The sequence below is a fragment of the Mycobacterium sp. SMC-17 genome, from assembly GCF_045310915.1.
In the GTDB taxonomy this organism is placed as follows: Bacteria; Actinomycetota; Actinomycetes; order Mycobacteriales; family Mycobacteriaceae; genus Mycobacterium.
Genome location: NZ_JBJIAK010000046.1, coordinates 1 through 21,035, shown reverse-complemented (window position 1 = coordinate 21,035; position 21,035 = coordinate 1). Strand labels below are relative to the sequence as shown.

Genomic DNA, 21,035 nt, shown 5'->3' with positions numbered 1-21,035 from the left:
GCCGAGTGAGACCTATTTTGCGTTCGGGCAGGTGATATCGACGTAGGCGGTGTCGAACCGCGCGGGTTCCATGAGTGTCATGCCGTCTGCCTGCATCGTTACGCGCAGGCCGGAGATGCTGGTGACCTTGCATTCGGACAACGGGACGTTGGGGTGCCCTTCGAGCCAGTTGAACGAGACGTTGTAGCCCGCGGATTGCAGCTCCTGGACAGCGGTGCTGGCGGGTCCGTCGCCGGGTGTGGGCAGGATCGGTGGGTTGGCCGAGGCGTTCGGCACGCCCGCGAAGGCTACGGCGGCGCCGGCGATGACGGTCCAGCGGGCGGCTTTGCCCAAGCTCGCTGTGACGGTGTTGCTCATGATGTGCGCTCCTCGTTTGGTCGTTGGGGCCGTGGCCCATTCGCCGATTGAGTGTTGGCGAAGGCCCACTCCGTTACGGATCGCCGCGCGACGGGACTATCTGACGATTCTGTGACGCGCGGTCGCCGGCGGACTTTCCCCGTAACGACCGGGCCGTCGGCCCACACGTCCGTGGTGCGCGCGGCCAGAGGCCGGGGGCCGTAACGTTCGGGCGCCGGCGACCCACTCAGTTCTGTGATCGTCGGCGGGCAGGCCGCCGCGAGACAGCCGAAAGAGGTAAACCAATGACCGCGACGAACATTCGGGCCCGAGTCGAATCATTGACAACAGAGGCCATAGTGAGTCGAATCGCCGGCCATCTCGCTCGCTACGGACTTGTCATCGTGATCGGGTGGATTGGCTTACTGAAATTCACTTCGTATGAGGCGCAAGGTATTCAGCCGCTCGTCGCGCACAGCCCGTTCATGAGCTGGCTGTACGACATCTTCTCCGTGACGACGTTCTCGTCGCTGCTCGGTGTGCTCGAGGTTGGCACTGCGGTGTTGCTCGCTGTCAAGCCGTGGTGGCCGAAAGTGTCGGCGGTCGGCAGCCTGATCGCGGTCGGGCTGTTCGTTGCGACCATCAGTTTCCTGTTCACCACGCCCGGGATCGGTGAGTCGGCCGCCGGCGGCTTCCCGGCGCTGTCGATGACGGGCCAGTTCCTGATCAAAGACGTTGCGCTGCTTGGCCTTGCGGCGTGGACACTGGCCGATGCGCTGGGTGCCGGGCGGGAGGGTGATCGTGTCTGATCGGCCTGCTGACTTCGACGGCCTGCGTGCGCTGTTCATCAACTGCACGCTCAAGAGATCGCCCGAGGTGAGCAATACCGAAGGTCTGATCGACATCAGCAGTCGCATCATGGCCGCCAATGGTGTTGCCGTCGAGGTGGTGCGCGCCGTCGACCACGACATCGCCACCGGCGTGTGGCCCGACATGCGCGAGCACGGGTGGGCGACCGACGACTGGCCGGCGATCTTCGACAAGGTGCTGGCCGCTGACATTCTGGTGCTCGCCGGCCCGATCTGGTTGGGCGACAACAGTTCTGTGATGAAGCAAGTACACGAACGGCTCTATGGCGGCTCGCATCTGCTCAACGACGCCGGGCAGTACCTCTACTACGGACGGGTCGGCGGTTGCCTGATCACCGGCAACGAGGACGGTGTCAAGCACTGCGCGCAGAACGTGCTCTACACCTTGCAACACATCGGGTACACCATTCCGCCGCAGGCCGACGCCGGCTGGATCGGTGAAGCAGGTCCGGGCCCGTCCTATCTGGACCCCGGCTCGGGCGGGCCGGAGAACGACTTCACCAACCGCAACACCACGTTCATGACGTGGAACCTGATGCACCTGGCACGGATGCTGCGCGCCGGCGGCGGCATCCCCGCCTACGGCAATGTGCGATCAGGATGGGACGCCGGTTGCCGGTACGACTTCACCAATCCGGAGTACCGCTGAGCGACTATGCTCCCGGTCATCATGACCAGGATCGCAGGTGACGAAGGTGCGCTCGTCGCCGCGTTGCAACGCGGCGACGAGTCGGCTTTCGCCGAACTGGTGGACCGGCATACGCCGGCGCTGCTACGGGTCGCACAGGGTTACGTACCGACCCGTGAGATCGCCGAAGACGTCGTGCAGGACACCTGGATCGCGTTGCTCAAGGGGATCGGTTCGTTCGAGGGCAGGTCGTCGTTGCGTACTTGGCTTTTCGCGATTCTGATCAATATCGCCAAGAACCGGGGTATCCGTGAGCGGCGGGATGCCGATCTTGCGGTGGCGGCGTTCACTGGTGGCACCGTCGACCCGGCGCGCTTTCGCGGCACCGACGACCCGCATCCCGGCCATTGGCTGCCGACCGCAGTGCCGGCGCCGTTTCCGGACACCCCTGAGAGTTCGGTCCTCGGCGAGGAATTGATCATGGTGGCGCGACGGGGACTCGACAATCTTCCCGAACGCCAGCGCGTCGTGGTGACGATGCGTGACATGCTGGGATTGGACTCCGACGAAGTCTGCGAACTGCTCGAGATCAGCGCTGCCAATCAGCGCGTCTTGCTCCACCGAGGCCGAGCCGCCGTCCGGCAGGTGCTCGAGGACTATCTGAGGGATACCGCATGACCACCAACCCGATGGACTGCAACGAACTCGTCGAGTTGGTGACGGCCTACCTCGACGGCAGCCTCGACCTGGAGGACCGGGCGCGCTTCGACATGCATCTGCTCGAATGCGACGGCCGCGAAAACTACCTCCAACAGTTCCGCAGCACCGTCGCCACCGTCGGCAAGATCGGCACCGACGAACTCGACCCGGAGTTCCGGCATCGGCTCATCAACGCATTTCGCAACTGGCGCTGAAGTGGCAGGCGCGCGGCTACCGGGATCGCTTGCGTTTGGGGGTGGCCCCAGAGCGGCTGCCAATGCCGTATCCAGCGCGTGTTGCAGCGGTGCGACATCGCCACTGACGTCCGCGAGCAACATGCCGCCCTGGTAGGCGGCGAGTAGACCGGCAGCCAGGACAGCGGGATCGGTGCCGGGCAGCAACCCGCCGTCGGCGGCCACCCGCTGGAAGGCGTCGCCGATCACCTGTTCCCAGCGGCCGAACCCGGCCCTGAGCGCTGCACGGGCCGGGCCATCGGCGGAGCGGTCGAGTTCGTAGACCAGCGATCCGATGGGGCAGCGGATGGGATCGTCAGAAGATGCGTGCGCGCGGAGTGCGTCGGCGCACCAGGCGCGGAGATCGGCGGCCGTGTTGACGTTGTCGAATGACGGCTCGACCGCCGACAGCACCCGGTCGACCTGGAACCGGACCACGTCGGAAACCAAGTCCGCCTTGTCGGCGAAAAAGTGGTACAGCTGGCTGCGCCCCGCACCGGCGGCGCCGCCGATCTCATCGAGAGTCGTCGCCCGCACTCCCTGACGGGCGAACAAGACACATGCCGCCTCCAAGATTCGGGCCACCGTCGCGCGGCCACGGTCGGTCGTCGGCTCGGTGATCACTCGATGACGCTATCAAGCGATCAACTTTGTACTGTAGAGTACAGAAATCTTGAGTGTGGCTGTCGCCGGTCATTCACTTGACATTCGTTTGGAGGGCGCGGTGAGTCTTTTTGTTGGAGAACGCTTTCCGGTCGATGTCGCCGTGACATCGGCGGACGGGGACGTCACGGTCGCGCAGTTGATTGCGACAGGACCTGCTGTGGTGGCGTTTCACCGGTTGTGGTGCCCGTTCTGTCAGCAGGCTGCCCGCGACCTCGAGCAGGCCGGCGATCAACTCGCGGCGGCAGGCGCCCGCGTGGCCATCGTCTATCGCGATGACATCGACACGGTATGTGCGTCCTGTGCGCAGCGCGGCATCACCGCCGACTGCCTCAGTGACCCGCAACAGGAGCTTGAGCGTGCCACGGAAGTCGAGCGCTTTTCGCTCGGGCGGTATGCCATGTTCTCTCCGATGCGCCTGATCCGCGTGCTGCGCTCGGGTAGCCGCGCAGGCAAGGTGACGTCGGATGTCCTGCAGGGCCGCGGCACCTTCGTCGTGGACCGTGACGGACGCATTGTTTACGCCCATCACGCCGTCACTGCGGCCGACATCCCGCTGATCGATGACATTGTCGCTGCGGTGAGGGCGGTTGCCGGCGGCGCGGGCGCTTGATCGACAGAGTGATCGCGGCCAGGCCGGGAACTCGTCGGGATGGTCACCAATCGGTAAGAATCTCACGAAAGTTACTGCATTACAGTGGTATTGCCGCCTTCGGCGGGCGGTTCTCGCCGGTGAGAACCGCGTTGATGCACACGAATTCTATTGGAAGACAACGAAAGAGTGCTGTGATGAAGTCAGTGATCATGGGCATGGGTGCAGCCGCTCTTGCGATGGTGGCGTTCGCTCCGGTCGCGTCGGCAGCGCCGGCGGACGCGGTGATCAACGATCTGCGAGCGGAAGGCTATCTCGTGCAGATCAACCAGACGCCGACGGCTCCGCTCACCGCGTGCTCGGTGAGCAATGTTCGAAAGCTGGACGGCGGAGCCGCGTCTGCCCTCGTTGATGTCGTCTGCCCGGACGGCTGCTGACAGCACCGTGCGGATACTCCTGACCGGCGCCGCCGGTTTCATCGGTTCGCGCATCTGGGCGGCGTTGACCGCCGCCGGGCACGAGGTTGTCGCCATTGACGCCATGCTCAGCGCTGCGCATGGCGACGGTGCCCTGCCGCCCGATGGCTGCCGGATACAGGACGTACGTGATGCCGAGGCGTTGGCCGGGCTGCTCAAGGGCATCGACATGGTCTGCCACCAGGCTGCCGTGGTCGGCGCGGGCGTCAATGCCGCCGACGCACCGTCCTACGGCAGTCACAACGACTTCGGCACGACGGTGCTCCTGGCCCAGATGTACGCCGCGGGGTGCCGGCGTCTGGTGCTGGCGTCGTCGATGGTGGTCTACGGCCAGGGGAGCTACGAATGTGCGCGACACGGGCTGGTTGAGCCGTTGCCGCGCCGCCAGTCGGACCTGGACGCGGGCGTATTCGAGCACCGCTGTCCGTTAGGTGGCGAAGAGTTGCATTGGCGCACGGTGGGGGAGGATGCCCCGCTGCGGCCGCGCAGCCTCTACGCGGCAAGTAAGGCGGCGCAGGAGCACTACGCGTTGGCCTGGGCCGACGCGGTGGGTGGGTCGGTCGTCGCACTGCGCTACCACAATGTTTACGGCCCGGGTATGCCCCGGGATACGCCGTACTCCGGGGTGGCGGCCATCTTCCGCTCAGCCTTGGAAAATGGTTCCGTCCCAGACGTTTACGAAGACGGCGGGCAGATGCGCGACTTCGTCCATGTTGACGACGTGGCCGCGGCCAACGTCGCCGCGACGACATACGACCACGGCGGCTTCACGGCCTTCAACGTGTGTTCCGGACACCCGATCACGATTCGTGAAGTGGCTGAGCAGTTATGCGCTGCCCGCAATGCCCCGCAGCCCAAGGTCACTGGTCAGTACCGCAGCGGCGACGTCCGCCATATCGTTGCCGATCCCGTATGCGCCACCCAGGAACTCGGTTTCACCGCCGCGATTCACCCACGAGACGGGCTGCGCGACTTCGCCTTTGCGCCACTGCGGGACTGACCTTCTCTCTCGCGGTCGGCATCGTCGTGCAACATCAGCAGCCGAAAACCCTTGGTGCTTGCAGCATTCAAATGTGGCCGCAGTCTCCGCAGGGTGGCATGGTAGCCGTCAGTGGTGGCGCTGGTAGTGCCGCGCCGCACGCATCCGATTGGCGCAGATGTTTTGCGTGCAGAATTTTCGGCGCGCGTCCTGCGCCACGAAAAGCATACTGCAAGCAGGGTTTTGGCAACGGCGAAGTCGCTGTGACGTCGGTCCGACCAGAAAGTCGATGAGGCTGTCTGCTACGAGCGCCACAGCAAGCTGGTGCGACTGGTCGGTGGTCGGGTGGTATTCGGTTTCCGATGCCCATCCAGCGGGGACGCGCACCAGCCTCCTCGTGCGGAGGACGCCGGCGGCGGATTGGTTCACGTGACTTACTGCGGCACGGCTCGGCGGTGTGCCGGCAATCTGGGCGTCGAGGATCTCGCGAATGGCCTCGCGTAGCTCGATGGTCTGTCGCAGCGGCGGAGCCGACGCGGTGTCTGGCAGGCGGTCGCGCTGGAGGTCCCACCAGAGTCGGCAGGCCGCTTCGTCGGCGAGCAGGTCGGTGGCCGGAGTGGTCACCGTGATGATCGTGTCGGCCAAATCCACGGCCAATGGCTCTCCTGCCACGGGAAAACCGGCGCGCTGCGCGCGCTCCAGTCTCGATGTGGCTGCCACCGAATTAACGGTAGCACTCCGTTGACAACGTTAGCCGCTGTCGCGTAGAACCATAACGGTAAATAGCAACTATTAACGTTAGGTGGCGTTGTGATGGGACCTGTTGAATTGCTCTCGGGGGCCGATGCCCGACTGGTCGGTCTCGTGTCGACGTTGACGGCGTCGGACCTCGACCTGTCGAGTCCGTGCGCGGGATGGGCGGTGCGGTCGCTGCTGAGCCACACCATCTCCTCGATCGATGCTTTTGCGGCCGCCGTCGATGGCGGCAGCGGGCCGACGGAAGCGGAATTGTTCAGTGGCGCTGATATTTTGGGTTCGGACCCGTTGGCGGTTGCTGAGCAGTCGATCGGCCGTTCCCAACGTGCGTGGGCCACCATCGGTGACTGGCAGCATCCGGTCACCACGGTGCTCGGATCGATGCCGGCGGCCGAGGCGATCAGCATCATCACCTACTCGACGCTCATCCACAGCTGGGATCTTGCGGTCGCCGTGGGACGAACGGTCGAATTCGATGACGCTGAGGCTGCGCTGGCAGAGGGCGTAGGTGCAGCACTTGTGCCCGCTCTACAACCCCAGGGCTTGTTCGGTCCGGGGGTTGAATTGGGTGGCGACGCCAGTCCGACGCAGCGGGTCATCGCCTTCGCCGGCCGCAATCCACTTTGATTCGGCTACCTCACCCGTTCCGCACGCACCGGAAGCCGACATGACTCATCCCCGTATCGACGGCTTGTGGACGACGGGCTGCCGGCCGGTAGCGCAGGCAGTAACTGTCGGCGCACAGGAATGAGCCGCCCTTGATCACCCGGCGGGCTACCGGCGTCCCCGGTTGGTCAGGGTCGTAACTGTCTGCGGCGCAACAGGGCTGGGTGTCTCGGGTGTCCCCGTAGAAGTCGGTGGTCCATTCCCAGACGTTGCCGGCCATGTCGAACAGGCCGTAGGCGTTCGGCGGGAAGCTGCCCACCGGTGTGGTCTGGCCGTAACCGGTGTCGGGCAGATACGGGAATTCGCCGTGCCAGAAGTTGGCCAGCTGTTGCCCGGGCTGCTCGGCTTCGTCGCCCCAGGTGTAGATGGCGCGGTCCAGGCCTCCGCGGGCCGCGACCTCCCACTGCGCCTCGGTGGGCAGGGCCAGCCCGGCCCAGTCGGTGTACGCGGCGGCGTCCTCGAATGCCACGTGCACGACGGGGTGCTGCTCGCGGTTCCGCAGTGACGACTTCGGGCCGCGCGGATGGTTCCAGCAGGCGCCCGGCGTCCATGTCCACCACTGGCTGAGGTGACGCAGGTCGACGGGACCCGCGGTGCGGCGGAACACCATCGAGCCCGGCTGCAGATTCTCCGCCGGGGCGCCCGGATAGTCCGCCGGGTTCAGCGGGCGTTCGGCTACGGTGACGTAGCCCGTCGCCTCCACGAAGGCGGCGAAGTCCGCGTTGGTCACCTGATGGGGCTGCATCCAGAAGCCGTCGACGGTGACCTCGCGGGCCGGGGCTTCTTCGGCGTAGTGCGCGTCGGAGCCCAGCACCGTCGTCTGCCCCGGTACCCAGACCAGGGTCAACGGGGGAACACCTCGGCCCAGTCGGACTGCATGCTCGCGACGGTCCAGCCTTCGGTCTCTGCCAGAGTCAGTGCCTTCTCGGCGCCGGCTTCATAGGCGAACTCGCGGTCGGCGTCGTCATGCAACACCAATAGCTGAAAACCCTTGGTGTACTGCAGCATTTCGATGTCACCGTTGGAGTTGCCCGCCGCGAAGATCGGCCGCCGCCCAGTCCGTCCCCAGATCCGCACGGGCTTGACCGGCCCGTCGTTGAGGAACTCCGGCTGCGCCGTCGTCACCAGATCGCCATCGGCGAACGTGACACCCACTGAGCTGCCCACCACGCGTTCGGGCGGGATGCCGTACATGGCTTCGGTGACGGGCCGCATGAAGTCCCGCCCGCCGCCGGAGACGATGTAGCAGGTGAAACCGTGCGACTCCAGGTAACGCAGCAACTCGGTCATCGGCACATACCCGCACGCGGTATACGGACGGTCCAGCGTGGGGTGCCGGGCCGCGGCGAAGAATGCCGCCACCCGCGCGGCATGCTCCTCGACGGTGATCCCGGAGTGCGCCGAAAGAACGCCCCCGGCAAGCACTTTCAGATCACTGTCATCGCCCTGATAGTGCTTGGTGACGGCGTCGCCGAACCAGGTGAGGTCACCGGCGGCGGCCGCCGCATACGGCTGCCGGTCCGCCAGCGCCGGGTCGGCGGCAGCCTGCTCGGCCAGTCGACGCACCAGGAAATCCAGCTGGATATAGGCCGGCTTCTCGCACCACAGCGTGCCGTCGTTGTCGAAGACCGCGATCCGGTCTTGCGGCGCAACGAAATCCGGCCCGTCGGTGGTGACGCGCCCGACGAAGTCGACGATCGCCGACTTCGTCGGGCCGTTGTTCCAGGACTCCAACACCTAATCCGCCGCCAGGAACTCGTGGAGCTTCTCGACGATCTGATCGATGCTGAAGCTGGCCGGTGGGTGCCGGGGCGGGAACTCCTTGAAGGTGTCGAGGAACGCCGCGGCCATCGCCGTCGCGTAGAAGGCGAAGAAGTCGCGCCGCAGGAACCACTCGTAGTACGTGTTGGATGTGATGTCGGCGTACTCGTACGGGTCGGTGCGCAGGTTGAACAGCTTGGGGACGCGCAGTGGCGTGAACGGCTCGGCCCAAATCCGCAGGGTGCCCTGGCAGCGCTGTTCGGCGAAGACGATCTTCCAGTTCTCGAAACGCATCGCGACCAGTTCGGCGTCGTCGTTGAAGTAGAAGAAGCCGCGCCGCGGGCTGTGCTCGACCTCGCCCGTCAGATACGGCAGCAAGTTGAACCCGTCGATGTGGACCTTGTACTCGGTCTCGCCGTCGGCTCCGGCCTTGTGGCCCTTCTTGAGCTTCTCGGCGATATCGGGGTCGCCGGCGGCGGCCAGCAGCGTCGGCAGCCAGTCGTGGTGCTGGATGATGTCGTTGGAGACGCTGCCCGCCTTGATCTTTCCGGGCCAGCGGATCATTTCGGGCACCCGGAAGGCGCCCTCCCAGTTGGTGTTCTTCTCGCTGCGGAACGGGGTTGTGCCACCGTCGGGCCAGGTGTTGCGGTGTGGGCCGTTGTCGGTGGAGTAGATGACGATGGTGTCGTCGGCGATGCCCAGTTCATCCAGGACGTCCAGCACCGTGCCGACGTTCTTGTCGTGGTCGATCATCGCGTCGTGGTACTCGGACTGCCACAACCCGGCTTGTCCGCGGCTCTCCGGCTTCACGTGGGTGTAGAGGTGCATGTGGGTGAAGTTGCACCACACGAAGAACGGGTTGCCCTCCGCATGTTGGCGCTTGATGTAGTCGACGGTGCGGTCGGCGATGTCGTCGTCGATGGTCTCCATCCGCTTGGCGGTCAGCGGGCCGGTGTCCTCGATGGTCTGCTTGCCGACCGGACCGAACTTTGGGTCGTCGGGTTCGGTCGAGACCTCGGTGGTGGCCTTGCAATTCATCACGCCGCGGGGCAAGGCCTTCTCATACAGCAGCGGGAACTGATCCTTGTGCGGGTAGTCGAACTGCTCGGGCTCTTCTTCGGCGTTGAGATGGTAGAGGTTGCCGTAGAACTCGTCGAACCCGTGCACCGTCGGCAGGTACTTGTTGAGGTCCCCGAAGTGGTTTTTGCCGAACTGGCCAGTGGCGTAGCCCAGCGGCTTGAGCAGTTCGGCAATGGTCGGATCCTCTGCGGCCCAACCGATGTCGACGCCCGGTACGCCGACTTTGCTCATCCCGGTGCGGTACACGCTCTGTCCGCTGATGAATGCCGCGCGGCCCGCGGTGCAGCTTTGCTCGCCGTACGAGTCGGTGAAGCGCATGCCCTCGGCTGCGATGCGGTCGATGTTCGGGGTGCGGTAGCCCATGAGGCCGTCGCTGTAACAACTCAGGTTGCTGATGCCGATGTCGTCGCCCCAGATCACCAGGATGTTGGGTTTGCCGTCGGGCATTACAGAGCTCCTCGTTCGAACGGAAATAGCTGTGCCCGTTCGACTTTACGGGTGCGTCATGGATTCCGGCTGTCGTTCGGCAAGTGCACGAAATCAATGCTGGTCAACGTGCGACGCAAGGCGGACGATGACAGAGGGAAGGTGATCGACATGTACGACAAGGATCTGACCAACAAGTGGCACGTCGAGATCGAGTTCTTCGAGGACGATGTCCACACCCACGCCTCCGCACACGCCCGGCTGCGTGACGACACCCTCACGACGACGGGGGATGCCTACCGCAATCCCAAAGACCCGAGTGCGCCGTTGGTCGGTGAGGAGATCGCTGCGGCCCGCGCGCTCATCGCGCTCGGCACCGATCTGCTCCTGGCGGCCTCGGCGAACATCGAGCAGTCAACCAAACGGCCCGTGCATCTCTACCGCTGAGTAGAGGCACACGGGCCGTTGGGTTTTGAGTTCGGCTGCTACTACTTGGCTTCGGCCGCTTCCATCTGGCGGAAGAGGTCGACGTAGTACGGCATGCATTCCTTCATGGCCTGCTCGGTGTTGAACAGCGGCTCGTAGCCGAGGTCGCGCTTGGCCTTGGCGATCGAGAAGTAGTTGTTCAGGTAGAGGCGCTCGACCGCCAGCGGCTCGATCAGCGGCTCGGGCAGGGCGAACCGGAAATGCAGCCACTGCCAGGCCATCATCACGCGGTGCACGAGCTTGCCGGAGACGTAGAAGGTGGGCAGCTTGCGGCCGCACGCGACGATGACGGGCCGGGCGAACTCGAACATGTTGAGCGGTTCGCCGTCGTTGATGAAGTAGGCCTGCCCGGGTGCGGTACCGCCGGGCACCAGGTGCTCGCCCGCCAGGATGAAACCGTGGATCAGGTTGTGCACGTAGGAATTGTCCAGCTTGATGTTCTTGTTGCCCACCAGCACCTTGACGTGGCCGGCGAGGATGTTCTCGAACACCTTGCGGAACATGGTCTGGTCGCCGCGGCCCCAGATACCGCTGGGCCGGATGGAACAGGTGAGCATGCCGTCGACGCCGTTCTGCGACAGCACGAACTTCTCGGCGGCGACCTTGGTCTCGGTGTACAGGTCGTTGAAGCGGGCGGTGTACGGCATGGTCTCGTCGCCGTTCTGGATGTCCTGCCCACCCATGACCACGCTGTTGGACGCGGTGTAGACGAAGCGCTTGACGCCCGCGGCCCGGCCCAGCTTCACCAGGTTCTCGGTGCCGCCGACGTTCACGCCGAAGCTGCGGTTGCGGTACTCGTCGGTGACGGACGCGCCGCCCATGAGGTCGATGATCGCCGCGGTGTGGATGATCGTGTCGATGTCGGCGACGGCCTTTGACACATCCTCGGGGTTCGTGATGTCGCCGACCAGCGTGTCCAGGTTCGGGTTGGCCGGCAGCGGCGACGGCGCCCGGTCGAACGACCGGACGTGGTGGCCACGGCCGAGCAGTTCGGTCACCAGGTTGGCGCCGACGAAGCCAGACCCGCCGGTTACCAACACGCGGCCGAGGTCTGTGGTCAGGGAAGCATCACGCATGGTGCAGGAGCATAACTGAAACGTGTTCCAGTTAACAGAGCGCGCGAGAAATTACCGCACTGATCAATTTTCGTCGTCGGCGCCCGAGGCGAGTGCGTCTTCGACTTTCTTGCGGGCGCCGGCCAGGTGCTCTTCGCACCGTTTTGCCAGTTGTTCGCCCCTTTCCCAGAGCTGGAGCGAGGTGTCGAGATCGAGTCCGCCCGCTTCCAGTTGGCGGACGACCTCGATCAGTTCGTCGCGGGCAGCTTCGTAGCCGAGCTGACTAATGTTCGTCATATATTCCTTCGCTCACGGTCGTGACGGCGCCGTCGGCCACCCGGATTCGGAGTCTGGTTCCCGCCGGCGCATCCTGCGCCGACCGCAGGACCGCACCGCCGGCGGACAGGTTCTGCACCACGGCGTATCCACGGGCCAGGGTCGCGGCCGGCCCGAGCGTGGCCAGCCGGGCCGACAGATGCCCGACGTGGTCGGTTTCGGTGGCGATGAGCCGCCGGATGTCGCGGCGCGCGGCCGCCACCGCCCGGGTGATCTCCGCGGCGTGGGCGTCCAGCGCCTGCAGCGGCTGCGCCAGCACCGGGCGGCCGCGCAGCTGACCGATGAAGCGCTCCTCGCGGTGCACCCAGTTGCGCAGGGCCTGCGCACTGCGCCGCCGCAGGTCGGTCACCAGCGCCTGTTCGGCGGCGGCATCGGGGACGACGCGTTTGGCCGCGTCGGTCGGCGTGGCCGCCCGCAGGTCGGCGACCAGGTCGCACAGCGGGTTGTCCGGCTCGTGCCCGACGGCGCTCACCACCGGCGTGGTGCAGGCCGCGATCTCGCGGCACAGCGTCTCGTCGGAGAACGGCAGCAGATCCTCGACGCTGCCGCCGCCGCGTGCGATCACGATGACGTCGACGTGCGGCGCGGCGTCCAGGGCGCGCAGGGCCTCGACGATCTGCGGTACCGCGTTGGTGCCCTGCACCGCCGTATTGCGGATATCGAAGTGGACTGCGGGCCAACGACTTTGGGCGACGGTGACGACGTCGTGCTCGGCCGCCGAGGCACGGCCGGTGATGAGGCCAATGGTGTTGGGCAGGAAAGGAATCGGGCGCTTGAGTCGGGGGTCGAACAGGCCTTCGGCATCCAGCAGGCGGCGCAGCCGGTCGATGCGGGCCAGCAGCTCACCGATGCCGACGGCGCGAATCTGGCTGATGCGCAACGAGAATGAGCCGTTGCGGGTGTAGAACTGCGGCTTGCCCAGCATGATCACCTGAGTGCCCTCCGACAGGGCGACCGGGGCGTCGTCGACGAGGGCGCGCGGGCAGCTGACCGACAGCGACATGTCCGCGGCCGGGTCGCGCAGCACCATCCACGCCGTCGACTGACGCAGCTTCAGCTCGGTGAGCTGACCTTCGATCCAGATGGTGCCGAGCCGGTCGATGTACTTGGCCACCCGGGTGGACACCGCCCGGACCGGCCAGGGATTCTCGGCCGAGTTCTCGTTCCCGGCAGCTGTCACCGCATCACTTCGCGGTCGCGCGGGTGATCCTGTTGGCCAGCAGCGTCTGGAACGGCGCGCGGGACTTCGTGTTGTTCTCGTAGGTCAGCAGCGCCTCGAGGTCGTCCACCTTGAGCTGGGGGAGCCGGGCGCGCAACTGGGCCAGGGTCAGCTCGGCGTAGTCCAGGTCCTCGACGATCGCGGGGGTCACGACACTCGCGCCGTTGGCGGCCGCACCGTTCGTCGCCGGCTTCGGGGTCTCGGCGGCCCCCGTGCTGTACAGCGCGAACCGGCCTTCCGTCAGCCGGGCGCCGTCGGGCTGCTCGGTGGCGGGGCCCGCGGGATCGTCAGCACCCGGCTCCGGCAGATCTTCGTCGAAAGTGGCCCATTCCGGCTGCTCGTCCTTGGGCGGGAACCACTGCTCCAGGGTCTCGTCGCCCTTGTTGACCAGTTCGGCCAGGTCCTGCTGCATTTTCATGACCAGCTGGGCGAGCTGACTGGCCAACGTCATCGGGTAGGTCAGGATGGTGTGGGGGAGCCGAATGGTCTCCTCGAGCGCGGTCGCCGCCGCGCCGACCAGCAGCCGGACTCCGTAGGGCGCAGTAGACATGCCTGCCAGAGTACGGCTGGCTGTGGCCCTGCGGTGATCAGTACCCTTGTGCTATGCCACCGACCATCAATATGGGCATTCCCGGCGCCACTGTTTCGGTCGCCGGAGAAGCTATGAGCAAAACCGGCAAGCGCGTGCTGCTCGCCGAGCCGCGTGGCTACTGCGCCGGCGTGGACCGCGCCGTCGAGACCGTGGAGCGCGCGCTGGAGAAGCACGGCGCTCCCGTGTACGTGCGCCACGAGATCGTGCACAACCGCTACGTGGTGGACACGCTGGCCAAGGCCGGTGCGGTGTTCGTCGAACAGACCGAAGAGGTGCCCGAGGGCGCCATCGTGGTGTTCTCCGCCCACGGCGTCGCGCCGACGGTGCACGAGGAGGCCGCCGCCCGCAATCTGCGGACCATCGACGCCACCTGCCCGCTGGTCACCAAGGTGCACAACGAGGCCAAGCGCTTCGCCCGCGACGACTACGACATCCTGCTGGTCGGCCACGAGGGCCACGAAGAGGTCGTCGGCACCGCCGGAGAAGCGCCTGAGCACGTGCAGGTCGTCGACAACCCGGACGCCGTCGACAAGGTGACCGTCCGCGACCCCAACAAGGTCATCTGGCTGTCCCAGACCACGCTGTCGGTCGACGAGACCATGGAGACCGTCCGGCGGCTGCGGGAGAAGTTCCCGACGCTGCAGGACCCGCCCAGCGACGACATCTGCTACGCCACCCAGAACCGCCAGGTCGCGGTCAAGGCGATGGCTCCCGAGTGTGAACTCGTGATCGTCGTCGGCTCACGGAACTCGTCCAACTCGGTTCGTCTGGTCGAGGTGGCGCTGAACGCCGGCTCCAACGCCGCCAAGCTGGTCGACTACGCCGAGGACATCGACCCGGGCTGGCTCGAAGGTGTCACGACCGTCGGCGTCACCTCTGGCGCGTCGGTGCCGGAAATCCTGGTGCGCGGCGTGCTCGAGCGTCTCGCGGAGTTCGGCTACGACACCGTCCAGCCGGTCACCACTGCCAACGAGACGCTGGTGTTCGCGCTGCCGCGCGAGATTCGTCCGGCCCGGCACTAGTTCTTCGAACGCAGACGCGGTCGGTCAGTCCCAGTTGTGGGGCTGACGCGGCCGGCGTTCGCGCGGCTCCGGCGCAACGTCGTCGTCTGCACCGCGGTACCGCACCCGGGAGACGGGGTGGTGGGCGCCGCTGGGCGGTGCGTTGCGGGACGGGCGGGCCGGGGACTGGTAGCGGTCGCCGGGCTCATAGGGATCGTCGGCGTAGCGACGCCGCCGCGGCTCGGCCGCGGACGGACGCTGCGGTCGTTCGTAGCGGTCGCGCTCGCGCGGCTCCCGGTAGTCGTAGCGCTCCTGCGGGGCGCGGCGTGGCTCGCCGGCCGGACGGGGACGGCGCCGCGGCTCGTCGGGCACCGCGTACGAGTCGGTGGCGGCCGGTCGGGGACGTGCGGGTCGCGGCCGGCGCATCTGGCCGGGCACCGGTTCGATGAGCTCGGTGTCTCCGGCCTGTGCGCGAGCGCGGGACGGACGCGGTGCGCGCTGCGGATCGGCGCTGCGACGAGGCGACTCCGCCGCCGAACGACGCGACGGGGTGGCGCGGGTGCGGGAGCTGCGGGGCGTCTGGCCCGTCGTCAGCTTGGTGAGCTTGGCCGACAGCGTCGCGGCGAGACCGGCGGGTGCGACGTCTTCGTCGTCGGCCTGACGGCGGCTGCGGCGCGGCTTGGGCTCGGCGACCGCCTCCTCCGCGTCGTCGTCCTCGTAGGTCAGGAACTGCGGCAGGACGAACCAGCGGATCAATCCGAGGATCAGAACCGTCGCCGCGGTGAAGAACATCGTCGGGAAACGCTCGATCAGCGGATAACCGCAATTGATCAACAGGTCCTTGATGCCGGCGATCTTGTCGCTGTGGAACATGAAATACGCGCCCGGCACGGCGACGAAAAGGATCAGCGGGGGCTGGATGACCGCGGTGAAAATCCCGGACCGCCGCACGCCGAGCACAGCGAGTACACAGCCGGCCACGTAGCAGAAAGTGAAGAAAGCGCTGAGTTCTTTGTCACCGGTGCCGGCGTCGTAGGCGAAGCCGATCGCGGTGGCTGTGACGGCCAGCACAATGGCTCCCCACCAGGGGATTCCCGGGATGCTGGGCAGCGCCGAGCGGCGATCGAGGGCGGCTTCGGGCCCATGATGCTCTGCTGACACTCCTAGACCGTACCGGCAATCTGGGCCGCTGTGCCTGCAGGCGGGCGTTGGGACGGTGTGGCGTCTCTTAAACTAATGAACTCGTGGGTCTGAACCTGGGAATCGTCGGTCTGCCGAACGTCGGGAAGTCGACGTTGTTCAACGCGTTGACACGTAATGACGTGCTCGCGGCTAATTATCCGTTCGCAACGATCGAACCCAACGAGGGTGTCGTCCCGCTGCCCGACCCGCGGCTCGACAAGCTCGCCGAGATCTTCGGTTCCGAGAAGACCGTCCCGGCGCCCGTGACGTTCGTGGACATCGCCGGCATCGTCAAGGGCGCGTCCGAGGGCGCGGGCCTGGGCAACAAGTTCCTGGCCAACATCCGCGAGGCCGACGCCATCTGTCAGGTGGTGCGCGCCTTCGCCGACGACGACGTCGTCCACGTCGACGGCCGCGTCGACCCCAAGTCCGACATCGAGGTCATCGAGACCGAGCTGATCCTCGCCGACATGCAGACGCTCGAGAAGGCGCTGCCGCGGCTCGAGAAGGAAGCCCGGACCAACAAGGACCGCAAGCCGATCGTCGAGGCCGTGGCGGCGGCCCAGGCGGTGTTCGACGAAGGCAAGACCCTGTTCTCCACCGGCAAGGACTGGTCTGCCCTGCGTGAGCTCAACCTGATGACCGTCAAGCCGTTCCTGTACGTCTTCAACGCCGACGAGTCGGTGCTGACCGACGAGGCCCGCAAGGCCGAGCTGACTGCGATGGTCGCCCCGGCCGAGGCCGTGTTCCTGGACGCCAAGATCGAGGCCGAGCTGCTGGAGCTCGACGACGAGTCCGCCGCCGAGCTGCTGGAGTCCATCGGCCAGACCGAGCGCGGCCTGGATGCGTTGGCGCGCGCCGGTTTTCGGACGCTGAAGCTGCAGACCTACCTGACCGCGGGGCCCAAGGAGTCGCGGGCGTGGACCATCCACCAGGGCGACACCGCACCTCGCGCAGCGGGGGTTATTCACACGGACTTCGAGAAGGGCTTCATCAAGGCCGAGATCGTCGCCTTCGACGACCTGGTCGAAGCCGGCTCCATGGCGGCCGCCAAAGCCGCCGGCAAGGTCCGGATGGAAGGCAAGGACTACGTCATGGTCGACGGGGATGTCGTGGAGTTCCGCCACGGACAAACGTCTAAGACAAAGCAGTAGGCCCTGAGGTGGCCCGATCGTCGCGCGTTGCCCTGCCCGAGGACGACTACCTGACTCTGATCGGCCAGGTGGCCTACATGGTCAGCTCGCTCGAATGGACCATCTTGGGCGACCTGCCTGGACTGGCGCAGTACCTTCCGCCCGACCTCACGACGTCGGCGCTGGCGGGCAAGTCCACCGGCCAGATCGCCGGGGCACTGAGCAAGTCAGCGAGCGCGATCGGCGACGACGATGTGCGGGCCTATGTGGAGGAGGCCGGTCGGGTACTCGGCGAAGCCGCCACTCTGCGCAACGACGTGCTCCACGCGCGACCAGCGACGATCGGCGGCGAGCAGCGCCTTTACCGCTGGAAGCCGGGCCGCGCGTTCGCCATCGACACCGCCTGGCTGAACAGCACCATCGACAAACTCTCGGCGGCATCGACCGCGCTCGGCAGGCGTAGGCCGCTGCACAAGAACGTCGCGTTCGCGAAGCGGTCGCCCCGGCGCTAGTCGGTGTCGCCGCCTCGCAGCGCGGTCATCTCCTGGTGTGGTGATCGCCAGACCGCCGGGTCGAGCGCCGCCGGGCCGACGCTGGTCAGGTCATCGGGTACCGGCGTGCCGACGTCGGACACGCGCACGGTCACGTCCTCGTCAACGCTGGTTTTGGTGACCACCACGGCCTCGCTCAGCACCTCGGGGTCCACCGTCAACAGGCCCTTGTCGATCAGGCCCATGAGCATGATGTGGGTATAGATCACCCGGTCGCAGATTCGGGCGATGCCGGGCGCGGCGGCGTAGTACCGCTGGTCAAGGCTGAGGTCGCGGATGACCGGCGACCTCGGCGACTGGGCGTGGATCACATCGCCGTAGAGCCAGGCGTACATCAGCTTTCGGTCGGTGGTGGTGCCGCTGGGCGTGGCGACCCAGTACGCCTGCGCGGCCAGGTTGGCGTCGATCACGGCGCGCCAATAGTCGCGCCACCAGGCCAGGTCAATCTCCTCGTTCAGGGCCTCGGTGCCGACCAACTGCTCCAGCGCGTCGAGCGCCTTGGCGTAGTAGATCGGCTCGCCGCTGAGGATCAGCGGACGTACTCGGCTGGCCAGCGATTCCAGCGCCTCCTCGGGCGGGTACTCGACTTGCAGCCGGTGGCTCTCCTCGCCGGTTTTGGTGTTGACCGTGACCCAGATGGTGACCTGGCCCGAGTGGAGCTTGCTCATGAGCGCCGCTTGCTCACGGATCAGGGAGTGCGCCATCACGCGCCGGGTCCGCAGCAGAAACCCCTCGATGACGGTCTGAGGTGTCGGGGTCGAGGCCATGACCGAACTGTACGACCGCCCTCCGACAGATCGGCGGCACGAAGTCACAGGTCGTCGCTACGATTCCCGAGATGAGCAACGTTGATAAGGCGACGGTGATCAGGGAGATTCAGCGTCTCGCCGAGCAGAACGGCGGCGTGCCCGTCGGACAGAATCGGTTCGTTGACGAGACTGGGCTGCCCAAGTACCTGTTCAGGGGCGGGCTGTGGGCCAACTGGAGTGATGCCGTGGTGGAAGCCGGGTACGCGCCCCGGCAGTTGCAGCAACAGATTCACGATGACGACGACTTGCTGAGGCATCTCGCCGAGCTGACCCGCGACGTCGGGCGACTCCCGTCACTCGGGCAGCGGCGTATGGCTAAGAAGGCTGATCCCACGTTTCCGAACTCGAACGTCATCGAGAAGCGGCTGGGTAACACCCGGCAGCAGATCGAGCGGCTCCGCGACTTCATCGAACGCACGCCCGAGTTCGCCGATGTCGCCGCCCTGCTGCCCGATGTGACCGATGAGCCAGCCGTACCCGACGAGCCTGACGATCCCGACGCCGCACAGCCCATCGCGGGCTACGTCTATCTGGTCCGGTCGGGCAAGTACCACAAGATCGGTCGATCGAATGATCACGGGCGAAGGGCCTACGAGATTGGGCTGCAACTGCCCGAGAAGCTGGAAGTCGTGCACACCATCCAGACCGACGACGCCGCCGGGATCGAACGCTACTGGCATGAGCGGTTCAGCGACCGCCGCCGAAACGGCGAATGGTTCCTACTGACCAAGGCTGACGTCGCAGCTTTCAAGCGCCGTCGCGTGTTCATGTAGTGGCGCTCAGCCGCCGATCCGGCGTGTCATCCACGCGGGCGGCGGCGGCAACGTTCCCTCGCGGGCGCGGCGCGCGACGTCGAGCGGACTGACGATATGGACCTGGCGACCAGCGGAGTGGACCAGGACGTCGTGAGCGACGACCAGCGCGGCGAGCGCGTCGGGCTGGTGCTGACCGGCTTGCCAGGTGACCGCCGCGCCCTCCAGGCCGGGCTTGCTCGTCATCCAGGCCGGCTTGCCGTGGTGGGTGGCGCCCGCGCTGTCCATCGCGTGTTTCGCCGGGTCGCTGGAGCTGCTGCTGATCGGCATGATCGTCGCGGTCACCCCACTGGCGACCATCGCGCTGACCGCGTTCCTGGTGAACTTCCGCCACGTCTTCTACGCGTTCACGTTCCCGCTGCACGTCGTGCGGAACCGGTTCGCCCGGGCCTATTCCGTCTACACGCTCGTGGACGAGGCCTACGCGGTGACGGCCGCCAACCCGCGCGGCTGGACGTCGTGGCGCCTGGTCTCGATGCAGGCCGCGTTCCAAATCTATTGGGTCGGTGGTGGTTTGACGGGTGTACTGCTCGGCTCGTTGCTGCCCGCGCGCATCGAAGGCCTCGAGTTCGCGCTGTGCGCATTGTTCGTCACCCTCACGCTCGACGCGTGCCGCTCGCGTGACGGCGTGCCCTCGCTCCTGCTCGCTGCTCTCAGCTTCTCCATCGCGGTGGTGGTCGCGCCGCACGCGGCGTTGTTCGTCGGGCTGCTGCTGTTCATCGCCACGCTTGTGGCGCGCTATCTCCTGATGCGGTGGCGGGAGCCGGCCGATGGTTGACCTCAAGTACCTCGCGGCGGTCCTGGCGATCGTCTTCGTCATCAACCTGGCCCTGCGGGCGGTGCCTTTCGCAATCCTCCAACCGCTGCGGAAGTCCCGCTTCGTCAACACGATGGCGGCCTGGATGCCGGTCGGCATCGTGGTGATCCTGGCGGCGAGCACCTTCCGCTCGGTTGCCGTCGACGCGAGCCACTTGGCGTACGCCGCGTTCGCGGTGGCGCTCACCGTGGGTGTGCACCTGCTCGGCGGGCGACGGACCCTGCTCAGCGTCGGCGCCGGCACGCTCGCCTATGTGCTGCTCGTGAACACGCTGTAAGGGCCGCGCGGGATCGGAACCGAGCTGTGGTCGGTGTCGGATAGTCAACGAGGCGTAGCGGCCGATTCAGTTTGTGGCGCTTGGTGTTTCGAAGTATTGGACAAGGCAGAACTCATGACCTTCGGGGTCGAACATGACGAGAACGGTGCCCTCGTCGTAGTCGTGCCGAGTGCCTGACCACCGCCCGCCGAGGTCCTCGACGTGCCGGCGACCCTCATCGATGTCCGCGACTTCCACATCCAGATGGATACGCACCTTCGTCGCCTTGGCCTCTGGTACCCGCTGAAAGGTGAGCCGCGGCGTCGGACCGTCCCGGGAACCGAGAGTCGCCCAGCCGGGGTCGTCGCCGTGTTCGTAGGAAGGCTCGATGCCGAGCAGCTGTCCCCAGAACGTCGACATGCGGACCGGGTCGACACAGTCGATCGTCACTCCCGACCATTGGTTCGGCACCGCGGCACTCCCCTCCCTCTGTGGATCAATCATGCGCTTGGCGGGCGACCGCGGGAAGCGCTCGACGAGGCGAGCTTGATGCTCCTATTTCTGTTAATAGTCAAGCGGCGTGGTTGAGCTGGGTGTTTAACCATTGGCGGTAGGTAGCGGC

28 protein-coding genes and 1 pseudogene are annotated in these 21,035 nt (G+C 66.2%); 15 read left to right on the top strand and 14 right to left on the bottom strand.

Annotation, left to right across the window (positions count from 1 at the left end):
• Positions 1-12 precede the first annotated feature (12 nt).
• The gene (locus tag ACJH7A_RS23735; RefSeq protein WP_073696230.1) at positions 13-357 is read right to left on the bottom strand and encodes a hypothetical protein; all 345 of its coding nucleotides are present in this window, start codon (positions 355-357) and stop codon (positions 13-15) included.
• Positions 358-641: 284 nt separating this feature from the next.
• Here ACJH7A_RS23735 and ACJH7A_RS23730 point away from each other — a divergent pair, with 284 nt between their 5' ends.
• From ACJH7A_RS23730 to ACJH7A_RS23715, 4 genes are read left to right on the top strand one after another with little or no spacing between them, the layout of a single operon-like run.
• Positions 642-1,145, top strand: a complete 504-nt coding sequence (locus ACJH7A_RS23730; RefSeq protein ID WP_133425529.1) for a YkgB family protein — start codon at positions 642-644, stop codon at positions 1,143-1,145.
• Positions 1,138-1,854, top strand: a complete 717-nt coding sequence (locus ACJH7A_RS23725; protein ID WP_234790325.1) for a flavodoxin family protein — start codon at positions 1,138-1,140, stop codon at positions 1,852-1,854. Before ACJH7A_RS23730 ends, ACJH7A_RS23725 begins: the two co-directional genes overlap by 8 nt.
• Positions 1,855-1,875: 21 nt before the next feature.
• Positions 1,876-2,511, top strand: a complete 636-nt coding sequence (locus ACJH7A_RS23720; protein WP_073696298.1) for an RNA polymerase sigma factor — start codon at positions 1,876-1,878, stop codon at positions 2,509-2,511.
• Positions 2,508-2,747 carry an anti-sigma factor family protein gene (locus tag ACJH7A_RS23715; protein WP_406802820.1) on the top strand — a complete coding sequence of 80 codons (240 nt, stop codon included), beginning with the start codon at positions 2,508-2,510 and terminating at the stop codon, positions 2,745-2,747. The genes ACJH7A_RS23720 and ACJH7A_RS23715 overlap by 4 nt, the downstream gene beginning before the upstream one ends.
• Before the next feature lie 81 nt (positions 2,748-2,828).
• Here ACJH7A_RS23715 and ACJH7A_RS23710 read toward each other — a convergent pair.
• Positions 2,829-3,350, bottom strand: a pseudogene (locus ACJH7A_RS23710) (TetR/AcrR family transcriptional regulator); the annotation flags it as partial.
• A 94-nt stretch (positions 3,351-3,444) separates the two neighbouring features.
• Here ACJH7A_RS23710 and ACJH7A_RS23705 point away from each other — a divergent pair.
• The 3 genes from ACJH7A_RS23705 to ACJH7A_RS23695 all read left to right on the top strand — a co-directional run bounded on the left by ACJH7A_RS23705 (position 3,445) and on the right by ACJH7A_RS23695 (position 5,496).
• The gene (locus ACJH7A_RS23705) at positions 3,445-4,041 is read left to right on the top strand and encodes a redoxin domain-containing protein (protein WP_234785598.1); all 597 of its coding nucleotides are present in this window, start codon (positions 3,445-3,447) and stop codon (positions 4,039-4,041) included.
• 176 nt (positions 4,042-4,217) lie between these two features.
• A complete protein-coding gene (locus ACJH7A_RS23700) occupies positions 4,218-4,457 on the top strand; it encodes a hypothetical protein (protein WP_061001726.1) in 240 nt (79 codons plus the stop codon).
• A gap of 7 nt (positions 4,458-4,464) precedes the next feature.
• Positions 4,465-5,496 carry an NAD(P)-dependent oxidoreductase gene (locus ACJH7A_RS23695; RefSeq protein WP_061010704.1) on the top strand — a complete coding sequence of 344 codons (1,032 nt, stop codon included), beginning with the start codon at positions 4,465-4,467 and terminating at the stop codon, positions 5,494-5,496.
• A gap of 108 nt (positions 5,497-5,604) precedes the next feature.
• Here ACJH7A_RS23695 and ACJH7A_RS23690 read toward each other — a convergent pair whose 3' ends face one another.
• Positions 5,605-6,195, bottom strand: coding sequence for an ABATE domain-containing protein (locus tag ACJH7A_RS23690; protein ID WP_082762317.1), 591 nt, complete (start codon positions 6,193-6,195; stop codon positions 5,605-5,607).
• A 93-nt stretch (positions 6,196-6,288) separates the two neighbouring features.
• Here ACJH7A_RS23690 and ACJH7A_RS23685 point away from each other — a divergent pair, with 93 nt between their 5' ends.
• Positions 6,289-6,858, top strand: coding sequence for a TIGR03086 family metal-binding protein (locus ACJH7A_RS23685; RefSeq protein ID WP_061003291.1), 570 nt, complete (start codon positions 6,289-6,291; stop codon positions 6,856-6,858).
• Between the two features lie 10 nt (positions 6,859-6,868).
• On the opposite strand, the gene ACJH7A_RS23680 is transcribed toward ACJH7A_RS23685, so the two are convergent.
• The 3 genes from ACJH7A_RS23680 to ACJH7A_RS23670 are packed head-to-tail and all read right to left on the bottom strand — an operon-like array spanning position 6,869 to position 10,185.
• Positions 6,869-7,744, bottom strand: coding sequence for a formylglycine-generating enzyme family protein (locus ACJH7A_RS23680; RefSeq protein ID WP_406802808.1), 876 nt, complete (start codon positions 7,742-7,744; stop codon positions 6,869-6,871).
• Entirely contained in the window at positions 7,741-8,634 is an 894-nt protein-coding gene (locus ACJH7A_RS23675) for an HAD family phosphatase (RefSeq protein WP_061003286.1), read from the bottom strand. The genes ACJH7A_RS23680 and ACJH7A_RS23675 overlap by 4 nt, the downstream gene beginning before the upstream one ends.
• Positions 8,635-10,185 carry an arylsulfatase gene (locus ACJH7A_RS23670; protein WP_406802807.1) on the bottom strand — a complete coding sequence of 517 codons (1,551 nt, stop codon included), beginning with the start codon at positions 10,183-10,185 and terminating at the stop codon, positions 8,635-8,637.
• A 150-nt stretch (positions 10,186-10,335) separates the two neighbouring features.
• Here ACJH7A_RS23670 and ACJH7A_RS23665 point away from each other — a divergent pair, with 150 nt between their 5' ends.
• Complete coding sequence (locus tag ACJH7A_RS23665) at positions 10,336-10,611, top strand: dsRBD fold-containing protein (RefSeq protein ID WP_406802806.1); 276 nt, start codon at positions 10,336-10,338, stop codon at positions 10,609-10,611.
• A 41-nt stretch (positions 10,612-10,652) separates the two neighbouring features.
• On the opposite strand, the gene ACJH7A_RS23660 is transcribed toward ACJH7A_RS23665, so the two are convergent.
• The 4 genes from ACJH7A_RS23660 to ACJH7A_RS23645 all read right to left on the bottom strand — a co-directional run bounded on the left by ACJH7A_RS23660 (position 10,653) and on the right by ACJH7A_RS23645 (position 13,810).
• A complete protein-coding gene (locus tag ACJH7A_RS23660) occupies positions 10,653-11,726 on the bottom strand; it encodes an NAD-dependent epimerase/dehydratase family protein (protein WP_406802805.1) in 1,074 nt (357 codons plus the stop codon).
• 63 nt (positions 11,727-11,789) lie between these two features.
• Positions 11,790-12,002 carry an exodeoxyribonuclease VII small subunit gene (locus ACJH7A_RS23655; RefSeq protein WP_406802804.1) on the bottom strand — a complete coding sequence of 71 codons (213 nt, stop codon included), beginning with the start codon at positions 12,000-12,002 and terminating at the stop codon, positions 11,790-11,792.
• Complete coding sequence (gene xseA / locus ACJH7A_RS23650) at positions 11,989-13,221, bottom strand: exodeoxyribonuclease VII large subunit (protein ID WP_406802803.1); 1,233 nt, start codon at positions 13,219-13,221, stop codon at positions 11,989-11,991. Before xseA ends, ACJH7A_RS23655 begins: the two co-directional genes overlap by 14 nt.
• A 4-nt stretch (positions 13,222-13,225) precedes the next feature.
• Positions 13,226-13,810: a lipid droplet-associated protein gene (locus ACJH7A_RS23645; RefSeq protein ID WP_406802802.1), complete on the bottom strand. Its 585-nt coding sequence runs from the start codon at positions 13,808-13,810 to the stop codon at positions 13,226-13,228.
• Between the two features lie 53 nt (positions 13,811-13,863).
• Here ACJH7A_RS23645 and ACJH7A_RS23640 point away from each other — a divergent pair, with 53 nt between their 5' ends.
• A complete protein-coding gene (locus ACJH7A_RS23640) occupies positions 13,864-14,874 on the top strand; it encodes a 4-hydroxy-3-methylbut-2-enyl diphosphate reductase (protein ID WP_073696220.1) in 1,011 nt (336 codons plus the stop codon).
• A gap of 24 nt (positions 14,875-14,898) precedes the next feature.
• On the opposite strand, the gene ACJH7A_RS23635 is transcribed toward ACJH7A_RS23640, so the two are convergent.
• On the bottom strand, positions 14,899-16,014 hold the full coding sequence (locus ACJH7A_RS23635; RefSeq protein ID WP_406802801.1) for a DUF6542 domain-containing protein: 1,116 nt from the start codon (positions 16,012-16,014) through the stop codon (positions 14,899-14,901).
• Between the two features lie 83 nt (positions 16,015-16,097).
• Here ACJH7A_RS23635 and ychF point away from each other — a divergent pair, with 83 nt between their 5' ends.
• Entirely contained in the window at positions 16,098-17,189 is a 1,092-nt protein-coding gene (gene ychF, locus ACJH7A_RS23630; RefSeq protein ID WP_135355661.1) for a redox-regulated ATPase YchF, read from the top strand.
• 8 nt (positions 17,190-17,197) lie between these two features.
• Entirely contained in the window at positions 17,198-17,680 is a 483-nt protein-coding gene (locus ACJH7A_RS23625) for a hypothetical protein (protein WP_135355660.1), read from the top strand.
• On the opposite strand, the gene ACJH7A_RS23620 is transcribed toward ACJH7A_RS23625, so the two are convergent.
• Complete coding sequence (locus ACJH7A_RS23620) at positions 17,677-18,486, bottom strand: hypothetical protein (protein WP_135355659.1); 810 nt, start codon at positions 18,484-18,486, stop codon at positions 17,677-17,679. The genes ACJH7A_RS23625 and ACJH7A_RS23620 overlap by 4 nt on opposite strands.
• Before the next feature lie 71 nt (positions 18,487-18,557).
• Between ACJH7A_RS23620 and ACJH7A_RS23615 the strand changes: the two genes are divergently transcribed.
• Entirely contained in the window at positions 18,558-19,301 is a 744-nt protein-coding gene (locus ACJH7A_RS23615) for a GIY-YIG nuclease family protein (protein WP_135355658.1), read from the top strand.
• A 6-nt stretch (positions 19,302-19,307) separates the two neighbouring features.
• Here the strand turns inward: ACJH7A_RS23615 and ACJH7A_RS23610 are convergent, their stop codons facing one another.
• Entirely contained in the window at positions 19,308-19,526 is a 219-nt protein-coding gene (locus ACJH7A_RS23610) for a hypothetical protein (RefSeq protein ID WP_374704244.1), read from the bottom strand.
• Between ACJH7A_RS23610 and ACJH7A_RS23605 the strand changes: the two genes are divergently transcribed.
• Together ACJH7A_RS23605 and ACJH7A_RS23600 are read left to right on the top strand one after the other, a co-directional pair.
• Entirely contained in the window at positions 19,516-20,118 is a 603-nt protein-coding gene (locus ACJH7A_RS23605) for an AzlC family ABC transporter permease (protein ID WP_305800653.1), read from the top strand. The two genes, ACJH7A_RS23610 and ACJH7A_RS23605, sit on opposite strands and share 11 nt — an antisense overlap.
• On the top strand, positions 20,111-20,434 hold the full coding sequence (locus ACJH7A_RS23600; protein ID WP_135355657.1) for a branched-chain amino acid transporter permease: 324 nt from the start codon (positions 20,111-20,113) through the stop codon (positions 20,432-20,434). The genes ACJH7A_RS23605 and ACJH7A_RS23600 overlap by 8 nt, the downstream gene beginning before the upstream one ends.
• A 66-nt stretch (positions 20,435-20,500) precedes the next feature.
• Here ACJH7A_RS23600 and ACJH7A_RS23595 read toward each other — a convergent pair whose 3' ends face one another.
• Positions 20,501-20,863 (bottom strand): VOC family protein, encoded by a 363-nt coding sequence (locus tag ACJH7A_RS23595; RefSeq protein ID WP_244602204.1) that lies wholly within the window; start codon positions 20,861-20,863, stop codon positions 20,501-20,503.
• Between the last annotated feature and the right edge of the window lie 172 nt (positions 20,864-21,035).

Excerpts from the sequence above, each read along its gene's own strand:
- ACJH7A_RS23735 (WP_073696230.1), bottom strand. The coding sequence starts at position 357 with ATGAGCAACACCGTCACAGCGAGCTTGGGCAAAGCCGCCCGCTGGACC.
- ACJH7A_RS23730 (WP_133425529.1), top strand. The coding sequence starts at position 642 with ATGACCGCGACGAACATTCGGGCCCGAGTCGAATCATTGACAACAGAG.
- ACJH7A_RS23720 (WP_073696298.1), top strand. The coding sequence starts at position 1,876 with ATGACCAGGATCGCAGGTGACGAAGGTGCGCTCGTCGCCGCGTTGCAA.
- ACJH7A_RS23715 (WP_406802820.1), top strand. The coding sequence starts at position 2,508 with ATGACCACCAACCCGATGGACTGCAACGAACTCGTCGAGTTGGTGACG.
- ACJH7A_RS23700 (WP_061001726.1), top strand. The coding sequence starts at position 4,218 with ATGAAGTCAGTGATCATGGGCATGGGTGCAGCCGCTCTTGCGATGGTG.
- ACJH7A_RS23685 (WP_061003291.1), top strand. The coding sequence starts at position 6,289 with ATGGGACCTGTTGAATTGCTCTCGGGGGCCGATGCCCGACTGGTCGGT.
- ACJH7A_RS23670 (WP_406802807.1), bottom strand. The coding sequence starts at position 10,185 with ATGCCCGACGGCAAACCCAACATCCTGGTGATCTGGGGCGACGACATC.
- ACJH7A_RS23665 (WP_406802806.1), top strand. The coding sequence starts at position 10,336 with ATGTACGACAAGGATCTGACCAACAAGTGGCACGTCGAGATCGAGTTC.
- ACJH7A_RS23660 (WP_406802805.1), bottom strand. The coding sequence starts at position 11,726 with ATGCGTGATGCTTCCCTGACCACAGACCTCGGCCGCGTGTTGGTAACC.
- ACJH7A_RS23655 (WP_406802804.1), bottom strand. The coding sequence starts at position 12,002 with ATGACGAACATTAGTCAGCTCGGCTACGAAGCTGCCCGCGACGAACTG.
- ACJH7A_RS23645 (WP_406802802.1), bottom strand. The coding sequence starts at position 13,810 with ATGTCTACTGCGCCCTACGGAGTCCGGCTGCTGGTCGGCGCGGCGGCG.
- ACJH7A_RS23640 (WP_073696220.1), top strand. The coding sequence starts at position 13,864 with ATGCCACCGACCATCAATATGGGCATTCCCGGCGCCACTGTTTCGGTC.
- ACJH7A_RS23620 (WP_135355659.1), bottom strand. The coding sequence starts at position 18,486 with ATGGCCTCGACCCCGACACCTCAGACCGTCATCGAGGGGTTTCTGCTG.
- ACJH7A_RS23615 (WP_135355658.1), top strand. The coding sequence starts at position 18,558 with ATGAGCAACGTTGATAAGGCGACGGTGATCAGGGAGATTCAGCGTCTC.
- ACJH7A_RS23610 (WP_374704244.1), bottom strand. The coding sequence starts at position 19,526 with ATGACGAGCAAGCCCGGCCTGGAGGGCGCGGCGGTCACCTGGCAAGCC.
- ACJH7A_RS23600 (WP_135355657.1), top strand. The coding sequence starts at position 20,111 with ATGGTTGACCTCAAGTACCTCGCGGCGGTCCTGGCGATCGTCTTCGTC.